This is a genomic window from Noviherbaspirillum sp., from assembly GCF_036563305.1.
Taxonomy (GTDB): domain Bacteria; phylum Pseudomonadota; class Gammaproteobacteria; order Burkholderiales; family Burkholderiaceae_D; genus Noviherbaspirillum.
Map to the genome: position 1 here is coordinate 231870 of NZ_DATCMQ010000006.1, position 19510 is coordinate 251379.

Below are 19510 nucleotides of genomic sequence, written 5' to 3' on the forward strand. Positions count from 1 at the left end.
TTACAATCGACTCACCCCTCCTCACTAGAAGGAAGAGACATGACCAACTCTGAAACAAAAGCAACCCTATCGTTCTCCGACGGTTCGCCGTCGCTCGAACTGCCCATCTACAAGGGATCCATCGGTCCGGATGTCATTGATATCCGCAAGCTGTACGGTGCGACCGGCAAGTTCACATATGATCCGGGTTTCATGTCCACCGCCGCCTGCAATTCGTCGATCACCTACATCGATGGCGACAAGGGTGAGTTGCTGTACCGTGGTTACCCGATCGAGCAGCTCGCCGTGAACTGCGATTTCCTCGAGACCTGCTACCTGCTGCTGAACGGCGAGCTGCCGAATGCCGCAGAGAAGGAGAAGTTCGTCAACACCGTGACCAACCACACGATGGTGCACGAGCAGATGCAATTCTTCTTCCGCGGCTTTCGTCGCGACGCGCACCCGATGTCCGTCCTGGTCGGCACCGTCGGCGCGCTGGCGTCGTTCTACCATGACTCGCTCGACATCAACGACCCGCATCACCGCGAAGTCTCCGCAATCCGCCTGATCGCCAAGATGCCGACGCTGGTGGCGATGGCATACAAGTACTCGATCGGCCAGCCGTTCATCTATCCGCGCAACGACCTGTCCTACAGCGCGAACTTCATGCGCATGATGTTCGCGACCCCATGCGCCGAGTACAAGGTCAACGACGTCCTGGTGCGCGCACTGGACCGTATCCTGATCCTGCACGCCGACCACGAGCAGAACGCCTCGACCTCGACCGTGCGGCTGTCCGGCTCGTCCGGCGCCAACCCGTTCGCATGTATCGCCGCCGGCATCGCCTGCCTGTGGGGCCCGGCGCACGGCGGCGCCAACGAGGCGGCACTGAACATGCTGGAAGACATCCAGCGCCAGGGCGGCGTCGAGCGCATCGGCGAGTTCATCGCCAAGGTCAAGGACAAGAACTCCGGCGTCAAGCTCATGGGCTTCGGCCACCGCGTGTACAAGAACTACGATCCGCGCGCCAAGCTGATGCGTGAAACCTGCCACGAAGTGCTGAACGAACTCGGCCTGCACGACGATCCGATGTTCAAGCTGGCGATGGCACTGGAGAAGATCGCCCTGGAAGATGACTACTTCGTGCAGCGCAAGCTGTACCCGAACGTCGACTTCTACTCCGGCATCGTGCAGCGCGCGCTCGGCATTCCGGTCTCGCTGTTTACCGGCATCTTCGCGATGGCGCGCACCGTCGGCTGGATCGCCCAGTGGAACGAGATGATCTCCGATCCCGAGCAGAAGATCGGACGTCCGCGCCAGCTGTTCGTCGGCGCCGAGAAGCGCGATGTCCCGCCGATGGCAAAGCGCGGCTGAACGTACTGCGTTTGAAACCACAAAAGGCGAGTCCGAAGGGCTCGCCTTTTTTTGTTGGCAACAACAGATGTGCTATGCTACCGTGTCCAAAATTGGAACACGCCTCAGGTCGTTACGTAGCCCTTCCCCCACAACTTGATGTGCGATCCGCTAACCGGTCAGGCCGTGTCGCGGAAGGTTAAATCAACCCGCTAATCTCGCGAAACGCGAAGAAAGGTGAGCAAGATGATGCAGCAGTACTTCTCCAACTCCTACCTGTTTGGAGGCAACGCCCCGTACGTGGAAGAACTGTACGAGGCCTACCTCAACAATCCCGGTTCGGTCCCCGACAACTGGCGCGCCTATTTCGATGCGATGCAGCACGTTCCCGCCGTGGACGGCAGCAACAAGCCCGACGTCGCGCACGCTCCCGTCATCGCTTCCTTCGCCGAACGCGCCAAGCAGGGCCCGATCCGCACGGTGGTCGCCTCGCAGGACGTGGAGATGGGCCGCAAGCGCGTTGCCGCCACGCAGCTGATCGCCGCCTACCGCTTTCTCGGCAATCGCTGGGCGAACCTCGATCCGCTGCAACGGCAGGAGCGCCAGCCCATCCCCGAGCTGGAGCCGAGCTTCTATGGCTTCACCGATGCCGACATGGACATCGTGTTCAACATCAGCAACACGTACTTCGGTGGCGAGACGGCCAGCCTGCGTGACCTGCTGCAGGCACTGCGCGACACCTACTGCCGCTCCATCGGCGCGGAGTTCATGTATATCAGCGACCCGGCGCAGAAGCGCTGGATCCAGGAGCGGCTCGAGTCGGTGCGTTCCACCCCGAATTTCTCGGCGGAGAAGAAAAAGCACATCCTTGACCGGCTGACCGCGGCCGAAGGCCTCGAGCGTTACCTCCATACCCGCTATGTCGGACAGAAGCGCTTTTCGCTGGAAGGCGGCGAGAGCTTCATCGCTTCTCTGGACGAGACGATCCAGCGTGCGGGCGAGAAGGGCGTCCAGGAAATCGTGATCGGCATGGCCCACCGCGGCCGCCTGAACGTGCTGGTCAACACGCTGGGCAAGATGCCCCAGGACCTGTTCGCCGAATTCGAAGGCAAGCATGCGGACGACCTGCCGGCCGGCGACGTCAAGTACCACCAGGGCTTCTCTTCGGATATCTCGACCCCCGGCGGTCCGGTTCACCTGTCGCTTGCGTTCAACCCGTCCCACCTCGAGATCGTCAACCCGGTGGTCGAAGGCTCGGTCAAGGCGCGCATGGATCGCCGCGGTGACAAGGACGGCTCGCAGGTGCTGCCCATCCTGGTGCACGGCGATGCCGCCTTTGCCGGTCAGGGCGTTGTGATGGAAACCCTCAATCTCGCACAGACCCGCGGCTACGGCACCGGCGGCACCGTGCACATCGTGATCAACAACCAGATCGGTTTCACCACCTCGGACCCGCGCGACTCTCGTTCGACGCTGTACTGCTCCGACGTCGTCAAGATGATCGAGGCGCCGGTGCTGCACGTGAACGCCGACGATCCCGAGGCGGTCGTGTTCGCGACCCAGATCGCGCTCGACTACCGGATGGAATTTAAGAAGGACATCGTCGTCGACATCGTCTGCTTCCGCAAGCTGGGCCACAACGAGCAGGATACGCCGGCGCTGACGCAGCCGCTGATGTACAAGAAGATCGGACAGCATCCTGGTACCCGCAAGGTCTACGCGGACAAGCTGATCACCCAGGGCACGATCCAGCCGGACGTCGGCGACGTCATGGTCAAGGCGTATCGCGACGCCATGGATGCCGGGCGGCATACGGTTGACCCGGTCATCTCCAACTTCAAGAGCAAGTACGCGGTCGACTGGATGCCGTTCCTGAACCGCAAGTGGACCGACGCCGCCGACACCGCGGTGCCGCTGGCGGAGTTGAAGCGCCTCGCGGAGCGCATCACCCGGGTGCCGGAGAATTTCAAGGTGCACCCGCTGGTGGAGAAGGTGCTAGCCGATCGTGCGGCCATGGGCCGCGGCGAGCTCAACCTCGACTGGGGCATGGGCGAGCACCTGGCCTATGCGTCGCTGGTCGCGTCCGGCTACGCCGTACGCCTGACCGGCCAGGATGCCGGCCGCGGCACTTTCGTGCACCGCCATGCGGTCCTGCACGACCAGAACCGCGAGCGCTGGGATGCCGGCACCTATATTCCGCTGCAGAACGTGGCCGAGAACCAGGCGCCGTTCGCCGTGATCGACTCGGTGCTGTCCGAAGAGGCCGTGCTCGGCTTCGAATACGGCTACTCCACTGCCGAGCCGAATGCACTGACGATCTGGGAAGCGCAGTTCGGCGATTTCGCCAACGGCGCGCAGGTCGTCATCGACCAGTTCATCAGTTCCGGGGAAGTGAAATGGGGTCGTGCATCGGGCCTGGTGATGATGCTGCCGCACGGTTATGAAGGGCAGGGCCCGGAGCACTCCTCCGCTCGACTCGAGCGTTATCTGCAGCTCTGCGCCGACAACAACATGCAGGTGGTGCAGCCGACCACCGCCGCGCAGATCTTCCATCTGCTGCGGCGCCAGATGATCCGCCTGTTCCGCAAGCCGCTGGTGATCGCAACGCCGAAGTCCCTGCTGCGCAACAAGGATGCAGGCTCCCCGCTGTCCGAACTGGCCAAGGGCAGCTTCCAGACCGTGATCGGTGAAGTGGACGAGAAGATCGATCCGAAGAAGGTCAAGCGCGTGCTGGCCTGCTCGGGCAAGGTTTACTACGACCTGGTCAACGCCCGCAAGGAGCGCGGTGTGTCCGACGTCGCCATCGTTCGTATCGAGCAGCTGTATCCGTTCCCGCACAAGGCGTTTGCGGCCGAGCTGAAGAAGTTCCCGAACTTCACCGAGCTGGTCTGGACGCAGGACGAGCCGCAGAACCAGGGACCATGGTTCCAGATTCAGCACAACATCTTTGAAAACCTCGAAGAGGACCAGAAGCTCGCCTATGCCGGTCGTCCCGCCAGCGCCTCCCCCGCGGTCGGCTATTACGACAAGCACTACGCGCAGCAGAAGGCATTGCTCGACACCGCATTCTCGAAGCTCAAGGGCTTCGTCCTGACGAAGTAAAGACCCGACGGCGCGCTAGAAGCTGGCGCGCCGCACGAACAAACCGAAACGGAGAGTTACATGGCAATTATCGAAGTGAAAGTACCGCAGCTGTCGGAATCCGTCGCCGAAGCCACGCTGCTGCAGTGGCACAAGAAGGTCGGGGAGGCAATCACCCGCGATGAAAACCTGATCGACATCGAGACCGACAAGGTGGTGCTGGAACTGCCCGCGCCCGACGCCGGCGTGCTGGTTGAAGTGATCAAGGGTGACGGCAGCACGGTGGTTGCGGGTGAGGTCATCGCCCGCCTGGATACCGAAGCGAAAGCGGGCGCCGCAGCGCCTGCCGCCGCCGCTCCTGCACCGGCCCCGGCACCTGCCGCCGCTCCTGCTCCTGCTCCTGCCGCGTCGGCAGCCGGCGGCGTTGCCATGCCGGCCGCGGCGAAGATGCTGGCCGAAAACAACATGTCGACCTCGCAGGTTGCCGGCACCGGCCGTGACGGTCGCGTGACCAAGGGCGACGTCATCAATGCCCTGGAAAGCCGTCCGGCGGTCGCCGCACCCGCTCCGGCACCCGCCGCCGCCAAGCCGGCGCTCCAGCAGGTTGCCCCGCCTGTTGCCCCGGCGCTCGGCAACCGTCCGGAAGAACGCGTGCCGATGAGCCGCCTCCGCGCGCGCATTGCGGAGCGCTTGCTGCAGTCGCAGTCGACCAACGCCATCCTCACCACGTTCAATGAAGTGAACATGCAGCCGGTGATGGACCTGCGCAACAAGTACAAGGACAAGTTCGAAAAGGAACACGGCGTGAAGCTGGGCTTCATGTCCTTCTTCGTCAAGGCCGCGGTTGCCGCCCTGAAGAAGTATCCGATCCTGAACGCGTCGGTGGACGGCAACGATATCGTGTATCACGGCTATTTCGACATCGGCATCGCGGTCGGATCGCCGCGCGGTCTCGTGGTGCCCATCCTGCGCGACGCCGACCAGATGACGATCGCCGACATCGAAAAGAAGATCGGCGAATACGGTGCCAAGGCCAAGGACGGCAAGCTGACCCTCGAGGAGCTCACCGGCGGCACGTTCTCGATTTCCAACGGCGGCGTGTTCGGGTCGATGCTGTCGACGCCGATCATCAACCCGCCGCAGTCCGCCATCCTCGGCGTGCACGCAACGAAGGAGCGCCCGGTCGTGGAGAACGGCCAGATCGTGATCCGTCCCATCAACTTCCTCGCCATGTCCTACGACCATCGCATCATCGACGGCCGCGAAGCGGTGCTCGGGCTGGTTGCGATGAAGGAAGCGCTGGAGGATCCGGCACGCCTGCTGCTGGACCTGTAAGACGCGCGACGTGGACGCCCGCGGGCCGGATGCATCCGGTTATCCACGGGCGTTTGCCGTTGCAGGATCAAACCGGATACGAAAATAGGTTAGCGATATGTCGAAAAATTTTGATGTGGTCGTCATTGGTGGCGGCCCCGGCGGCTACATTGCCGCCATCCGTGCCGCACAGCTGGGTTTCAGCACCGCCTGCATCGATGAATGGAAGAATGCGAAGAACGGCCCGGCGCCCGGCGGCACCTGCACGAATGTCGGTTGCATCCCGTCGAAGGCGCTGCTGCAATCGTCGGAGTACTACGAGCACGCCACGCACGGCTTTGCCGAGCACGGCATCGACGTCAAGGACGTCGGCCTCAACCTGGCCCAGATGCTGGGACGCAAGGACAGCGTCGTCAAGCAGAACAACGACGGCATCCTGTACCTGTTCAAGAAGAACAAGGTCGCTTTCTTCCATGGTCGCGGCTCATTTGTGAAGGCCAGCGAAGCCGGCTATGAGATCAAGGTCGCCGGTGCGAATGAAGAAACGCTCGTGGCCAAGCATGTGATCGTCGCAACCGGTTCCAACCCGCGCGCCTTGCCGGGTACGCCCTTCGACGAGAAGCTGGTACTGTCGAACACGGGCGCGCTTGCCATCGACGGTGTGCCGAAGAAGCTGGGCGTCATCGGCGCCGGCGTGATCGGCCTCGAAATGGGCAGCGTGTGGCGCCGCCTCGGGGCAGAGGTCACGGTGCTGGAAGCACTGCCGGCCTTCCTCGGCGCAGTGGACGAACAGATCGCCAAGGAAGCGTTCAAGTACTTTACCAAGCAGGGCCTGGCCATCAACCTGGGCGTGAAGATCGGCGCCGTTACCGCAGGCAAGAAGGACGTCACCGTCGAGTACACCGACGACAAGGGCAATGCGCAGAAGGCCGTATTCGACAAGCTGATCGTTTCGATCGGCCGTGTACCCAACACCATCGGTCTGAATGCCGAAGGCGTCGGCCTGAAGCTTGACGAGCGCGGCTTCATCGCGGTCGACGAGGACTGCCGGACCAGTCTTCCGAACGTATGGGCAGTCGGCGACGTCGTGCGCGGTCCGATGCTCGCGCACAAGGCGGAGGAAGAGGGTGTTGCGGTGGCTGAGCGCATCGCCGGCCAGCATGGGCACGTGAACTTCAATACGATTCCGTGGGTCATATATACGTCCCCGGAAATTGCCTGGGTGGGCAGGACCGAGCAGCAGCTGAAGGCCGAAGGCATCGCCTACAAGGCCGGTACCTTCCCGTTCATGGCCAACGGGCGTGCACGCGCACTGGGCGATACTTCGGGCATGGTGAAATTCCTGGCCGATGCGAAGACCGATGAAATCCTGGGCGTGCACATCGTCGGCCCAATGGCGTCCGAGCTGATTTCGGAAGCCGTGGTGGCGATGGAATTCCGTGCTTCCTCGGAAGACATCGCGCGGATCTGCCACGCCCACCCGTCCTTGTCCGAAGCGACCAAGGAAGCCGCACTTGCGGTCGACAAGCGTTCATTGAACTTCTAGGAGCTGCCATGCGCCACCTGATCCTGTTGCTGCCCATCGCGCTTGCCGCATGTGCGACGACCGGGGCGGGCGGCGGCGGCATGTCGATCGAAACCACCTCCCGTGGCCAGGCCGTCACCGGCGCCAGTTGCATGGTCAGCACCAATGCCGGCAGCTGGAACGTGGTGACGCCGGCAACGCTGGAAGGCGTCAGTGCCAACGGTGACTTGCGGGTAGTCTGCAACAAGGAGGGCTACCGGACATCGGAAGTGCTCTACCGGCCGTCCAACCCGCTCGGTTCCAACGTCGGCCTGGGCGTCGGCGGCGGCGGCGGACATGTAGGCGTCGGCGTAGGCCTGAACTTCCCGATACGCGTCGGCGGGGGCAGCTACCCGTCGCGGGTGACGGTCGACCTCAATCCCCTGTAGACTCTCCGCGCCGCCCGCGGACTCGTCGGCGCACGAGGCCCCGGGCGCGACCGCAATATGCGGCCAGGTCATCCCGGCTGTTCCGACTCGCCCTGCAGCGCCGGTTGCGGGCAGAGCTTCCTCAACAGCGATACGCAGCATCACCTCAAATACGATATGAACGTCAGGGAGTTCTACGAACATGCGCTCGCGCAGCGCGGATACAAGTCGGACGAAGCCCAATTGCGCGCAGTGGAACGCCTGCAGCGAGCCTACGACGAATGGGTCGAGTACAAGTCGCAGCGGGCGAGCCGCCTGCGGCGCCTGCTCAGCCGTCCCGAGGTGCCACGCGGCGTTTACATGTGGGGAGGGGTGGGGCGAGGAAAGTCCTTCCTGATGGACAGCTTCTATTCGGTGGTGCCAGTGGTGCGCAAGACGCGACTGCACTTCCACGAGTTCATGCGCGGCGTGCACCGGCAACTGGACGAGCTCAAGGGCGTGGAGAACCCGCTGGACGAGGTGGCGAAACGCATCGCGAAGAAGTATCGGCTGATCTGCTTCGACGAGTTCCATGTGTCGGACATCGCCGACGCAATGATCCTGTACAACCTGTTGAAGGCACTGTTTGACAACGGGGTCTCATTCATCATGACTTCGAACTATGTACCGGATGCCCTTTATCCCGATGGTCTGCATCGCGACCGCATCCTCCCTGCCATCAACCTGCTCAAGGAGCGGCTGGATGTGCTCAATGTCGATGCGGGCAACGACTACCGCAAGCGCGCGCTGGCGCAGGTCGAGGCCTACCACGCGCCGCTGGGCGCGGCGGCGGACAAGGCATTGCGCGATGCCTATGCAAACATAGCGGAGACCGCTGACGAGGATCCGCACATCCACATCGAAGCGCGCGAGATCCGCGCGCTGCGACGGGCAGGCGGGGTGGTCTGGTTCGATTTTTCGACGCTGTGCGGCGGCCCGCGATCGCAAAACGACTATCTCGAGATTGCCAGCCGCTTTCATACCGTGATCCTGTCCTCGGTCCCGCGGATGTCGGCCTCGATGTCCTCCGAGGCACGCCGCTTCACCTGGCTGGTCGATGTCCTGTACGACCACAAGGTAAAGCTGCTGATGTCGGCGGAAGTGGCGCCGGATGAACTGTACACCGAGGGCATGCTCGCCAACGAGTTTCATCGCACGGTTTCGCGTATCATCGAGATGCAATCCCACGAATACATGGAGAGCGAGCGGCGCGATGTCGCCGGATCCATCGCCTGAACGACATGAACACTATTGCGACTATTTCCGCCGCCCTCCGTCGCCGGCACACCGGTGCGGTGATTGCCGTGCTGCTAGCGTGTGCAGCACCCGCCCTTGCCCAGGACGCGGGCCATCCGGATGCGGCTGAGGTCGCCGCGCGCTACCCGCGCGGCAGCATCGATTCGGTTTCTGCGGCGGATGCCGCCCTTGTCGAGGTGGGCCGTGCCCGTGCCGCCGTGAATGCGCGTTTCGCGAAAGAGGAACAGGCGTGCCTCCCGTTGTTCTTCGCAACCTCGTGCGTCGAGAAGGCCAAGGAGAAGAGGCGCAAAGCGTTGGTGATGCTGCGCCCGGTGGAGCTGGAATCGAATGCATACAAGCGCCAGGCGAAGGCAAGCGAACGCGACGCGGACCTGGCGGAGAAACAGGAGAAGGCTGAAGCCAAGCGCATCGAAGTGGAGAGTGCACCGCCCCCGGCTCTGCGGGAAGCGAAGGAAGCCCCTCCCGAGCGCGTTGCGAAGCCGGGTGGCCCGCAGACGACCGAAGAGAGGGTGGCCGAGCACGAGGCAAAACGCCAGGCCCGGGAAGCAAAGGAACAGGCCGACGCCCCAAAGCGTGCCGCCAAGGCCGCGGCCTATGAACGCAAGGTGCAGGCCGCTCAGAAGCGGCAAGAGGAAGTGGCGAAGCGCAAGGCCGAGAAGGACGAGAAGCAGCGCGCCAGGCAGCAGGATGAGCGGGCGGAGGCGCCGGCAGTCCTGCGGCCGTGAAATAAGGGGCGTCAGATCGCGCGGCGCATCCTGCCGACGTTGTAGGTTTTCTCGGTTTCGGTGGCAACGAGTTTCACGATTGCCAGCGTGCAGTTGTCCGCTGCCGTGCCGGCCGCACGTTCGCGTGCCTTCGTGATCAGCATTTCGGAAGCCTGGCGCGGGGTGTTCATGGCGAGCGCCGCGCCGAACTCGGCATCCTCCAGGTAATGCCACAACCCGTCGGTGCAGAGCAGAAAGGCGTCTCCATCGGCGAGACCGTCATACCGGCGCACCGCCACCTCGGGCTCCTGCTCGTGCGAGCCAAGGGCGCTGACAAGCACGTTTGACAACCTGTGTTCCTTTGCCTCGTCCCGCGACAGGCGGCCCTCCTGCACCAGTTTCTCCACGTAGGAATGGTCGATGGTGCGGTCAGCGCAGTTCGGTCCCTTGAACCGGTACAGGCGGGAATCGCCGACATGCGCCCAGTACGCGCTGCGCCCCGGCGTCAGCAGCAGCACGACCATGGTGCTGTGCGGCTTCTTCTCGGACGAAATCGCAGTGAGCTTGATGACGGTATGCGCCTCGTGCGCGATATCGCGCAGCAAGGTCGCAATATCATCGGTCTGGGGAGAAAACAAGTCGAACGCCTGCTTTGCAGTGCGGATGACCTGTTCTGCAGCGAGGGCGCCGCCGCTCATGCCGCCCATGCCGTCGGCGACGATCGCCATGAGATAGCCAGGTGCACGCGCGGAGGTCAGCAATGCGGCGCGATCCTGTTGCTCTTGACGGTCGCCAATGTGCTGGCCGGTGCCGGCCTCGATCTTGTATTGGCTCATTGATGTAGCTGGATTAAACTGCCGGGTGGCAAAAATTATTGCACGACAGCGTGCTTTTCCCATTTACCGTAGGTATTTGTTACACCTGCCGCCGCACCGGCCATTGCTTTTCGTCGGCGCGCTATGCGGGCAACATATTCCCTCTTAAAATGCGTCTATTGCAGAATCGCGATTGAACATGATCCACCAGGAAGAAATTCGACGTCGCATTGTCGAACTCGAAGTAGAACATCGCGACCTTGACGCAGTGATCGATCTGCTCATGCGGGACGGCGCGTTCGACCAGCTGCAGGTGAGGCGCCTGAAAAAGCGCAAGCTGCAGCTCAAGGATCATATTACGTTGCTCAAAATGCAACTCGTGCCGGATATTCCCGCCTGAACGCAGGCCAGGCACGTCTTCATTCCTGATTTTTTGGCAGCTTTGACCGAACCCACCTCATCCGCGCTCGCCGAGGGTAGCCACGACGACGAAGTAGCGAAGTTGTTCGAAGCCGGAGGGCCGCTGAGCAAGTCGGTTCCCGGATTCCGTCCCCGCCAATCCCAGACGGAGATGGCCAAGGCCATCGCGGCTGCGATCGCGTCGCAGCGGACGCTCGTGGCAGAAGCCGGCACGGGGACCGGCAAGACCTTTGCATACCTGGTGCCGGCGCTGCTCTGGGGAGGCAAGGTAATCCTCTCCACCGGCACCAAAAACCTGCAGGACCAGCTCTACCTTCGCGATATCCCGACGGTCCGGAAGGCGCTGAATGTGCCGTTGTCGGTGGCGCTGCTGAAGGGCCGCGCCAATTACGCCTGCCATTTTCACCTCGAACGGACCTTGCAGAACGGGCGCCTGACGTCGCGCGAAGACGTCGGGTATCTGCGCGAGATTTCCCGCTTCGTCAAGACAAGCAGCTCCGGGGACAAGGCAGAACTCGCCCGCGTCCCGGAGTCGGCACCCGTCTGGAACCTCGTGACGTCGACCCGGGACAATTGCATGGGCGCGGAGTGCCAGTACTACCAGGATTGCTTCGTCATGAAGGCGCGCAAGGAGGCCCAGCAGGCCGATGTGGTGGTAGTCAACCATCACCTGTTCTTTGCCGATGTCGCCCTGAAGGACACCGGCGTCGCGGAGCTGCTTCCGTCTGCGAATACCGTCATCTTCGACGAGGCCCATCAGCTGCCGGAAACCGCGACGCTCTTCTTCGGCGAGACGGTATCGACCTCGCAGGTCATGGAGCTGTGTCGCGATGTGCTTGCGGAAGGGTTGGCGCACGCGCGGGATGGCGCGGAATGGCCGAAGGTTATCGCACCGGTGGAACGCGCCGCGCGCGACCTGCGCCTGGCGTTTCCGCAGGAGCTGGTGCGCATGGCGGCGCACCAGGTGGCGCCGTCCAGCGTGTTTTTTCCGGCACTCGAGACGCTGATCGAGGAGATGCACGCCATGGGCGAGGTTCTTTCCGGCCAGGCGGAGCGAGCGGAGACCATCGAGCAGTGCCGGGCCAGGACGCAGGAGTTGTGCGACAAGTTAAGTGCCTGGAACGACGCCCGCAGCAAGCCGCCGGCGGAAGTTGCGAATGGCCAGGAGACCGTGCTCTGGCTCGAGGCCTTCACCCACTCGCTGCAACTGCATCGCACTCCGCTGTCCATTGCCCCGATTTTCAGCAAGCAGCGCGAAGGCTCGCCACGGGCCTGGATATTCACATCCGCGACACTGGCGGTAAAAAACGATTTCAACCACTACCTGTCGCAGATGGGGCTATGGAACGAGCAGGCGCAGTCCTGGCCCAGTCCTTTCGACTACGGCAAGCAGGGCCTGCTGTACGTGCCGGAAAACCTGCCCCAGCCCAATTCGTTCGAATACACTGACGCAGTGATCGACGCTGCCCTTCCGATGATAATCGCAGCCGGCGGCAGGGCTTTCCTGCTTTGCACCACAATCCGGGCGGTCAACCGGGCGGCGGAAAGGCTGCGCGACGAGTTCGAGAAGCGCGGCATGCCATATCCCTTGCTGGTGCAGGGGGAGAGCGGGCGCACCGAGCTGCTTGATCGATTCCGCAACGCGGGGAACGCCGTGCTGATCGGGAGCCAGAGTTTCTGGGAAGGCGTCGATGTGCGCGGCGACGCGCTTTCCCTTGTGATCATCGACAAGCTCCCGTTTTCGCCGCCGGACGACCCGGTATTGGCGGCGCGCATCGACGCGCTCGAGAAGAAGGGCCTGAACGGCTTCGTCCATCACCAGCTGCCCGCAGCGATCATCAATTTGAAGCAGGGAGCGGGACGGCTGATCCGCGACGAGACGGACCGCGGTGTGCTGATGATCTGCGATCCGCGTTTGATCTCGAAGCCCTACGGCCGGCGCATCTGGCAAAGCCTGCCGCCGTTCAGCCGAACGCGCGACGCCGCCGTCGCGCGCAACTTCTTCGCGGTCGGCGCGAACGCGCCGGGCGAGCCGGATGAGGATGATCATCGATAACGCTGCACGCGTGCGGCGGCAGGCGTGCAGCGCGCATGATGAGGACCGCGCTCATGTCGCTGGTGCCCGTGCGCGTTGCCGAAATGGCGGCTGGACGAGCGTTGGCCCGTGATGCCTAAGACTGGCACGGCAAGCTGCTGCTTGCGGCGGGGTGCGCAATCGAAAGCAGGCGCGCGGTCGACGGACTGGTGGAAAGCGGCTTCATCCGGCAGCCGTCATGGGACGGCAACAGATCAATGCGTCGCACCTATCCCTCGCAACGGCGCCGCTCCGTCCAGGAACAACCTGTCGAACTGGCGGACGCCGGACGGTAAGTCGTGGTCGCGATGGATGAGGTACGCTGGACGGTTGGCGGGACGCTGTATCTGCAGCCGTCGGACAATAGCGCGGTACGGTACGCAGTGAAGCTGATTGGTTTCATGCGGAACAAGACCGTTCTGGTGTGGCCGCGCCCGCGGTCGACGGCAAGGATGAGCCGGTGCGTGAAGGACAGCGCTTCATTGCCTGCGCCTTTTCGGGAAAGAAGGCCCATGCCTTCGCGAGCGCGGCGGTGAAATCGTTGAACGCGCCGCATCCCGACCTGCATCTGTCCTCTCCTAAGGAGCTGCGCTGCACGGTAGTGCGCAAAGGCGTGCGTGCCGAGGTGAAGATCGCTGCCGCAGTGGCGCTGCACGGGCTTGCGGCACCGTCCGCAGCCTTCATCACCGACCTCAGCATGGGTGGCGCGTCGGTCAGCGCGAAGCAGGCGCTCGGCGCCAGGGCAGAGGAAGGACGGATCCAGTTCAAGGTGCGGGCAGCCGGGCAGGACGAATACCGCGATCTGCGCGCAGTGCTGCGCTCGGTGTCGCCGCGAGAAGGCGAAACGGGGTCAGGCATGGATTCGAATTCGTCGACGTACCGATCCACGAATGCCTGATCCTGTCCGCATTCGTGCACCGGACGCTGGCCGAGGGGGGTCGAGGGGACGCCCGGTTGCGGAAACGCTTCCGGGCATCCACAGGCGATGCGCGACTCAGCGCTGGGGCTGGATCACGACCTTGCCGGTGACCTTCCGCGCCGCCATGTCGTTCAAGGCCTGCGGCGTTTCAGCCAGCGCATAGCGTCCCGAGATATGCGGCTTGATCTTGCCTTCGGCCATCCAGGTCATGAGTTCCTTCATTGCGGCTGCATTGGCCTTCGGCTCGCGACGGGCAAATTCACCCCAGAAGACGCCGACCAGCGAAGCGCCCTTGAGCAGGGGCAGGTTCAGCGGAAGCTTTGGAATCTCGCCATTGGCAAAGCCGATCACCAGGTATCGGCCGCGCCAGCCGATCGAACGGAATGCCGGTTCGGCGTAGACGCCGCCGACCGGATCGTAGATCACGTCAGGCCCCTTGCCGTCAGTCGCCGCCTTGATGGCTTCACGCAGGTCCTCGGTGCTGTAATTGATGGTCGCGTCGGCGCCGTGCTGCCGGCATACCTCCAGCTTTTCGTCGGAGGAGGCCGCCGCGATCACGCGGGCGCCAAGCGCCTTGCCGATCTCGATCGCCGCCAGTCCGACGCCGCCGGCCGCTCCCAGCACCAGCATGGTTTCGCCAGCCTTCAGCTGCGCACGGTCCACGACAGCGTGATGCGAGGTGCCGTAGGTGAGCGTGACGGCGGCGGCAGTATCGAAGTCAAGGCCCGGCGGCATCGGCATCACCATCTTGGCTGCCACCGCCACCTGCTGGGCGAACGCGCCTTGACTGACGAAAGCAAGTACCTTGTCGCCGACCTTGACGTGTTCCACCCCTTCTCCCACCGCCCGTATCACACCGGACAGCTCGCTGCCGGGGGTGAAAGGCAGCTCGGGCTTGAACTGGTATTTGTTCTGGATGATCAGGACATCGGGAAAATTCACCCCTGCGGCATGGACGTCGATGGCGACCTGGCCTGGTCCCGGGACAACGTCCGGCAGCTCCTCCACGACGAGGGTGTCCGGTAATCCCCAGGACTTGCAGAGGACTGCTTTCATGTTGTCTCCTTTTCGCGTTGTGTTTTAAAAAAGAACGATCGTTTTATTCTAGGCTTCTAGGCGAAAATGTCAACAAGCGCCGGCAGAGCACGGCAATGCTTCAGGTAAAATCGGGGTATGAAGATTCTTGTTAGTAACGACGATGGCTACCTTGCGCCGGGGATAGTGGTACTGGCGGATGCGCTCTCCGCAATGGCCGAGATCGTGGTTTTCGCTCCGGACAGTAATCGGTCCGGGTGTTCGAATTCGCTGACACTGGATCGACCGCTTTCGGTTCAGCGTGCCGAGAACGGCTTTTACTTCGTCAACGGCACGCCCTCCGACTGCGTCCACATCGCGCTGACGGGCGGCTTGTCATTCAGGCCCGATCTTGTCGTCTCCGGGATCAACCAGGGGCAGAACATGGGGGACGACACGCTGTACTCGGGGACCGTCGCCGCCGCTACCGAGGCGTTCCTGTTCGGCATTCCCGCGATCGCCTTTTCACAGGTGGAAAAGGGGTGGCAGCACCTCGATGCTGCTGCAAAAGTCGCACGGGACGTCGTGCAGCGCGAATTTGACGCGCTGCCCAAACCCTACCTGCTCAACGTGAACATTCCCAATCTGCCTTACGATCAGCTGCGCGGCTACCGGGCCACCCGGCTCGGCAAGCGCCATGCGTCGGACCCGGTGATCCGGACGCAGGATCCGCACGGCCGCGACATTTTCTGGATAGGACCGTCGGGCAAGGCCAAGGACGCCGGGCAGGGTACGGATTTCGATGCGGTCGCCAACGGCCACATCTCCATCACCCCGTTGCAGGTCGACTTGACCCATACGACCCAGCTCGAGATCCTGCGACGGGGGCTGGAATGAGCGAGAGCGACAAGCGTTTCCCATTGCCGCTTTCCTCGGTCGTCGAAGCGCCGCCACGCGGCGCGAACGGCCGGAAGCAGCCGGTGATTCGCATCGCGACGCCCCAGACGGCGACGCAGAATGCGGTGCTGAACCTGAAGCGGGAGTTGTCACAGCCGAAAACCGCGCCCCGTCCGGTCACCGCCTCGGCAACGGCCGCTGTCGCTTCCGTCCCGCGGACCGCGCCCATGGTCTCGGGAGCCGTGCGCGCCGCGATGGTGGCCCGGCTGGTGAAGCAGGGCATACAGGACAAGAAGGTGCTGGCGGCGATGGAAGCGGTGCCGCGCCACATGTTCATCGAGCCCGGGCTCGCAAGCCAGGCCTACATCGATGCCTCGCTGCCGATCGGTCATCATCAAACGATCTCGCAGCCGTATATCGTCGCCCGCATGATCGAGGTACTGCGCGCAGGACCGAATGGCGGCAAGCTGGACAAGGTGCTGGAGATCGGTACCGGCTGCGGTTACCAGGCGGCGGTACTGTCGCTCGTCGCCAAGGACGTATTCTCGATCGAACGCATCAAGGGACTGCACGAACTCGCCAAGGGCAACCTCCGTCCGCTGAGGATTGCCAACATCCGGTTGCAGTATGGAGATGGTATGCTTGGCCTCCCGCAGGTTGCCCCCTTCGACGGGATCATCCTGGCCGCGGCCGGCCTCGAGGTTCCCCAGGCGCTGCTGGACCAGTTGAGCATCGGCGGCCGCCTCGTCGCGCCCGTCGGCGACCGGCATCAGGTGCTCCATCTTGTCGAACGGGTGAGCAAGTTCGAATGGACAAATACCAAGCTCGAAGACTGTCACTTCGTCCCGCTCAGGCCGGGCGTGGTGTAAACCGTTTCGAACGTGCGCTGGCATGCGGCGCGCAACGGCAAAACAACCAAAGAGTGAGAATGACCATAGCACGCTACGCATTTGCGGCAGTCCTGCCGATATTCATTGCCGCTTGTACCACGCCGCGCCAGTCGGCGCCCGTGGTCGATCGTCCCTGGGGGGGGAAGCCCGACGCACCGCGCGGCTCGGTGCCCGTGACGCCGGGTGCAGCTGCCACCACCGGGCGACAGCTGGAGAACCGGGCCTACTACACGGTCCGCAAGGGCGACACGCTGCTGCAGATATCGCTTGACTTCGGACAGAACTACCGCGACCTCGTCATCTGGAACAACCTCGCCAACCCGAACGACATCAAGGTCGACCAGGTGTTGCGCGTGCTGCCCCCGGAAGGTGCGCCGCAGACCGGGAGCGTCGCCACCTCGTCGGGCATAGAGACCCGGTCGCTCGGCGCGCCGTCCCAGGCGCCGGGCGTACCGAGCAAGACGCTGCCGCGTGGCGAGAAGCGCCCGTATTCCGACGCCGCCCTGGCGGAATTGCAGAAGCCGGATAGTCCGGCTTCCGCGGCGCCCGGTACCATCATCGCCAAAGTCGATCCGCGGCCGCAGGAAAAACCCGCGGAACAGCCCCACGTGATCCCCTCGGACGACGATAATATTTCATGGATGTGGCCGGCCGAGGGACGCATCGTTTCGCCGTTCGGCGAGGGCAAGCGCGGAATCGACATTGCCGGCAAGCTGGGACAGCCCGTGGTTGCGGCGGGAGCCGGAAAAGTGCTGTATGCTGGCAGTGGCATTCGGGGCTACGGCAATCTCGTGATCGTGAAGCATTCGAACAACCTCCTGTCCGCCTACGCGCATAACAAGACGATTTTCGTGAAGGAAGATCAGACCGTGAGCAAGGGCCAGAAGATCGCGGAGATGGGTAATTCCGACAGCGATGAAGTGAAGCTGCATTTTGAGATACGTCAGCAGGGAAAACCGGTCGATCCGTCCAGATTTTTGCCAAGCCGATAAATGAATCGCAACCCGCATGATCCTCTCGACGATGAAACACCTCCGGACGATATCTCCGGCGGCATTCCCCTCGACATCGCGGAAGGGGGTGAAGGTGGAATGGGAGATGATGCGGAAGGTCAGCCCGGCATCGACGAGGCGATTGGCGCGGCGCGGGACCCGGTCGACGAGCTGAAGACGGTTCTGGCCGCCGAGCTGTCGACGGATACGACCCAGCATTACCTCAACCAGATCGGCGCGCGGCCCCTGCTCACCGTCGAGGAAGAGGTCCGTTACGCGACCCTGGCCAAGCAAGGCAACTTCGAGGCCCGCCAGAAAATGATCGAACATAACCTGCGGCTGGTTGTGTCGATCGCAAAGCACTACATCAACCGCGGCGTCGTCCTGCTCGACTTGATCGAAGAAGGCAATCTCGGCCTGATGCGGGCAATCGACAAATTCGAGCCGGAGCGCGGGTTCCGTTTCTCGACATATGCAACCTGGTGGATCCGCCAGAGCATCGAGCGGGCGATCATGAACCAGGCGCGGACCGTTCGTCTGCCGGTACACATGGTGCGCGAGCTGAACCAGATTCTGCGCGCCAAATATCATCTCGAAGCCCAGCATCACGACGGCAAGGATGCAACCGCCGAAGATATCGCGCATCTGGTCGACCGCCCGGTGGAGGACGTGCAGGACATCCTGGCGCTGTCCGAGCACGCGACGTCCCTCGACGCGCCGCTGGACAACGATCCGCAAGCGAGCCTGATGGACATGTTGCCCGGCGATGCCGAGGACGGGCCTGACCTGCGCGCAGAGCAGCATGAAATGACGGTGCTGATCCGGGACTGGCTGAAGAAGCTCCCCGAGAAGCAGCGGCTGGTGATCGTGCGCCGTTTCGGCCTCGACAACGACGACCCGGCAACGCTCGAAGAGCTGGCCTCGGAAATGAGCGTGACCCGGGAGCGCGTTCGGCAGATCCAGCAGGAAGCGCTGGTCAAGCTCAAGCGCGCGCTCACGGCGCGCGGCGTAGGCAAGGACGCCCTGTTGTGATGCCCGTTCTGGTTTTCGACATCGAGACAATTCCCGATGTTGCGGGGCTGCGCGCACTCGGTTCGATTCCCGTCGACCGGGGGGACGGCGAGGTCGCCGCGGAGGCTTTTGCGGCCCGTCGTGAAAAGACGGGTTCGGACTTCCTGCCGCACCACCTGCATCGCGTCGCGGCCATCTCCTGCGTGTTCCGGGACGATGAAGGTTTCCGCGTTCGCTCGCTGGGGAACCTTGGTGATGGCGAGCCGAAGCTGATCCAGGATTTCTTTCGCATCATCGACAAGTACACCCCGCAGCTGGTGTCCTGGAACGGTGGCGGTTTCGACCTGCCAGTCCTGCACTATCGCGCGATGGTCAACGGCATCACGGCGTCCCGCTATTGGGAAATGGGCGATGATGACCGTGACTTCAAGTGGAACAACTATCTCAGCCGCTACCACACCAGGCATACGGACCTGATGGATCTGCTGGCGTTGTACACCGGGCGGGCCAACGCACCGCTGGACGACCTGGCCAAACTATGCGGCTTTCCCGGAAAGCTCGGGGTGGATGGGTCGCAGGTCTGGCCACTGTACCAGGCGGGGCGGCTGGAGGAGATCCGCAATTATTGCGAGACTGATGTTGTCAATACCTACCTGGTGTACTGCCGCTACCAGCTGATGCGCGGCGCTCTCTCGCGCCCGGCGTACGACGACGAGGTGCAACTGGTAAGATCCGCCCTCGGGGCGCTCGACGGTCCCCACTGGAAAGAGTACCTTGCGGCATGGTAGGCTGAGCCGCATTTTGCTTTCATGAACACGC

Annotated in this window: 17 protein-coding genes; 15 read left to right on the plus strand and 2 right to left on the minus strand. The window is 63.0% G+C overall.

The window, feature by feature from the left end; translation table 11 throughout:
* Positions 1-39 precede the first annotated feature (39 nt).
* The 7 genes from gltA to VIM12_RS04515 all read left to right on the plus strand — a co-directional run bounded on the left by gltA (position 40) and on the right by VIM12_RS04515 (position 9680).
* A complete protein-coding gene (gene gltA, locus VIM12_RS04485) occupies positions 40-1353 on the plus strand; it encodes a citrate synthase (RefSeq protein ID WP_331940416.1) in 1314 nt (437 codons plus the stop codon).
* A gap of 225 nt (positions 1354-1578) precedes the next feature.
* Positions 1579-4434, plus strand: a complete 2856-nt coding sequence (locus tag VIM12_RS04490) for a 2-oxoglutarate dehydrogenase E1 component (RefSeq protein WP_331940496.1) — start codon at positions 1579-1581, stop codon at positions 4432-4434.
* Between the two features lie 60 nt (positions 4435-4494).
* Complete coding sequence (gene odhB / locus VIM12_RS04495) at positions 4495-5748, plus strand: 2-oxoglutarate dehydrogenase complex dihydrolipoyllysine-residue succinyltransferase (RefSeq protein ID WP_331940417.1); 1254 nt, start codon at positions 4495-4497, stop codon at positions 5746-5748.
* Between the two features lie 97 nt (positions 5749-5845).
* Positions 5846-7273 carry a dihydrolipoyl dehydrogenase gene (gene lpdA / locus VIM12_RS04500; protein WP_331940418.1) on the plus strand — a complete coding sequence of 476 codons (1428 nt, stop codon included), beginning with the start codon at positions 5846-5848 and terminating at the stop codon, positions 7271-7273.
* 8 nt (positions 7274-7281) lie between these two features.
* Entirely contained in the window at positions 7282-7680 is a 399-nt protein-coding gene (locus VIM12_RS04505) for a hypothetical protein (RefSeq protein WP_331940419.1), read from the plus strand.
* 156 nt (positions 7681-7836) lie between these two features.
* A complete protein-coding gene (gene zapE, locus VIM12_RS04510) occupies positions 7837-8934 on the plus strand; it encodes a cell division protein ZapE (protein ID WP_331940420.1) in 1098 nt (365 codons plus the stop codon).
* A 5-nt stretch (positions 8935-8939) separates the two neighbouring features.
* The gene (locus VIM12_RS04515; RefSeq protein ID WP_331940421.1) at positions 8940-9680 is read left to right on the plus strand and encodes a hypothetical protein; all 741 of its coding nucleotides are present in this window, start codon (positions 8940-8942) and stop codon (positions 9678-9680) included.
* A gap of 11 nt (positions 9681-9691) precedes the next feature.
* Here the strand turns inward: VIM12_RS04515 and VIM12_RS04520 are convergent, their stop codons facing one another.
* A complete protein-coding gene (locus VIM12_RS04520; RefSeq protein ID WP_331940422.1) occupies positions 9692-10495 on the minus strand; it encodes a PP2C family serine/threonine-protein phosphatase in 804 nt (267 codons plus the stop codon).
* A gap of 178 nt (positions 10496-10673) precedes the next feature.
* Here VIM12_RS04520 and VIM12_RS04525 point away from each other — a divergent pair, with 178 nt between their 5' ends.
* The 3 genes from VIM12_RS04525 (at position 10674) to VIM12_RS04535 (ending at position 13866) form a co-directional block, all read left to right on the plus strand.
* Positions 10674-10874, plus strand: coding sequence for a YdcH family protein (locus VIM12_RS04525; protein WP_331940497.1), 201 nt, complete (start codon positions 10674-10676; stop codon positions 10872-10874).
* 171 nt (positions 10875-11045) lie between these two features.
* On the plus strand, positions 11046-12950 hold the full coding sequence (locus VIM12_RS04530) for an ATP-dependent DNA helicase (RefSeq protein ID WP_414691747.1): 1905 nt from the start codon (positions 11046-11048) through the stop codon (positions 12948-12950).
* 442 nt (positions 12951-13392) lie between these two features.
* Positions 13393-13866 (plus strand): hypothetical protein, encoded by a 474-nt coding sequence (locus VIM12_RS04535; RefSeq protein ID WP_331940424.1) that lies wholly within the window; start codon positions 13393-13395, stop codon positions 13864-13866.
* Between the two features lie 96 nt (positions 13867-13962).
* On the opposite strand, the gene VIM12_RS04540 is transcribed toward VIM12_RS04535, so the two are convergent.
* Complete coding sequence (locus VIM12_RS04540; protein WP_331940425.1) at positions 13963-14943, minus strand: NADPH:quinone oxidoreductase family protein; 981 nt, start codon at positions 14941-14943, stop codon at positions 13963-13965.
* A 117-nt stretch (positions 14944-15060) separates the two neighbouring features.
* Between VIM12_RS04540 and surE the strand changes: the two genes are divergently transcribed.
* From surE to VIM12_RS04565, 5 genes are read left to right on the plus strand one after another with little or no spacing between them, the layout of a single operon-like run.
* Complete coding sequence (surE, locus tag VIM12_RS04545) at positions 15061-15798, plus strand: 5'/3'-nucleotidase SurE (RefSeq protein WP_331940426.1); 738 nt, start codon at positions 15061-15063, stop codon at positions 15796-15798.
* Positions 15795-16667 (plus strand): protein-L-isoaspartate(D-aspartate) O-methyltransferase, encoded by an 873-nt coding sequence (locus tag VIM12_RS04550; RefSeq protein WP_331940427.1) that lies wholly within the window; start codon positions 15795-15797, stop codon positions 16665-16667. Before surE ends, VIM12_RS04550 begins: the two co-directional genes overlap by 4 nt.
* A gap of 59 nt (positions 16668-16726) precedes the next feature.
* A complete protein-coding gene (locus tag VIM12_RS04555; protein WP_331940498.1) occupies positions 16727-17680 on the plus strand; it encodes a peptidoglycan DD-metalloendopeptidase family protein in 954 nt (317 codons plus the stop codon).
* Positions 17681-18712: an RNA polymerase sigma factor RpoS gene (gene rpoS / locus VIM12_RS04560; RefSeq protein WP_331940428.1), complete on the plus strand. Its 1032-nt coding sequence runs from the start codon at positions 17681-17683 to the stop codon at positions 18710-18712.
* Positions 18709-19479 carry a 3'-5' exonuclease gene (locus tag VIM12_RS04565; protein ID WP_331940429.1) on the plus strand — a complete coding sequence of 257 codons (771 nt, stop codon included), beginning with the start codon at positions 18709-18711 and terminating at the stop codon, positions 19477-19479. Before rpoS ends, VIM12_RS04565 begins: the two co-directional genes overlap by 4 nt.
* Positions 19480-19510: the final 31 nt, after the last annotated feature.

Bases quoted from the DNA above. Each gene is read 5' to 3' on its own strand.
- gltA (WP_331940416.1), top strand. From the start codon at position 40: ATGACCAACTCTGAAACAAAAGCAACCCTATCGTTCTCCGACGGTTCG.
- VIM12_RS04490 (WP_331940496.1), top strand. From the start codon at position 1,579: ATGATGCAGCAGTACTTCTCCAACTCCTACCTGTTTGGAGGCAACGCC.
- odhB (WP_331940417.1), top strand. From the start codon at position 4,495: ATGGCAATTATCGAAGTGAAAGTACCGCAGCTGTCGGAATCCGTCGCC.
- lpdA (WP_331940418.1), top strand. From the start codon at position 5,846: ATGTCGAAAAATTTTGATGTGGTCGTCATTGGTGGCGGCCCCGGCGGC.
- VIM12_RS04505 (WP_331940419.1), top strand. From the start codon at position 7,282: ATGCGCCACCTGATCCTGTTGCTGCCCATCGCGCTTGCCGCATGTGCG.
- zapE (WP_331940420.1), top strand. From the start codon at position 7,837: ATGAACGTCAGGGAGTTCTACGAACATGCGCTCGCGCAGCGCGGATAC.
- VIM12_RS04515 (WP_331940421.1), top strand. From the start codon at position 8,940: ATGAACACTATTGCGACTATTTCCGCCGCCCTCCGTCGCCGGCACACC.
- VIM12_RS04520 (WP_331940422.1), bottom strand. From the start codon at position 10,495: ATGAGCCAATACAAGATCGAGGCCGGCACCGGCCAGCACATTGGCGAC.
- VIM12_RS04525 (WP_331940497.1), top strand. From the start codon at position 10,674: ATGATCCACCAGGAAGAAATTCGACGTCGCATTGTCGAACTCGAAGTA.
- VIM12_RS04530 (WP_414691747.1), top strand. From the start codon at position 11,046: ATGGCCAAGGCCATCGCGGCTGCGATCGCGTCGCAGCGGACGCTCGTG.
- VIM12_RS04540 (WP_331940425.1), bottom strand. From the start codon at position 14,943: ATGAAAGCAGTCCTCTGCAAGTCCTGGGGATTACCGGACACCCTCGTC.
- surE (WP_331940426.1), top strand. From the start codon at position 15,061: ATGAAGATTCTTGTTAGTAACGACGATGGCTACCTTGCGCCGGGGATA.
- VIM12_RS04550 (WP_331940427.1), top strand. From the start codon at position 15,795: ATGAGCGAGAGCGACAAGCGTTTCCCATTGCCGCTTTCCTCGGTCGTC.
- VIM12_RS04555 (WP_331940498.1), top strand. From the start codon at position 16,727: ATGACCATAGCACGCTACGCATTTGCGGCAGTCCTGCCGATATTCATT.
- rpoS (WP_331940428.1), top strand. From the start codon at position 17,681: ATGAATCGCAACCCGCATGATCCTCTCGACGATGAAACACCTCCGGAC.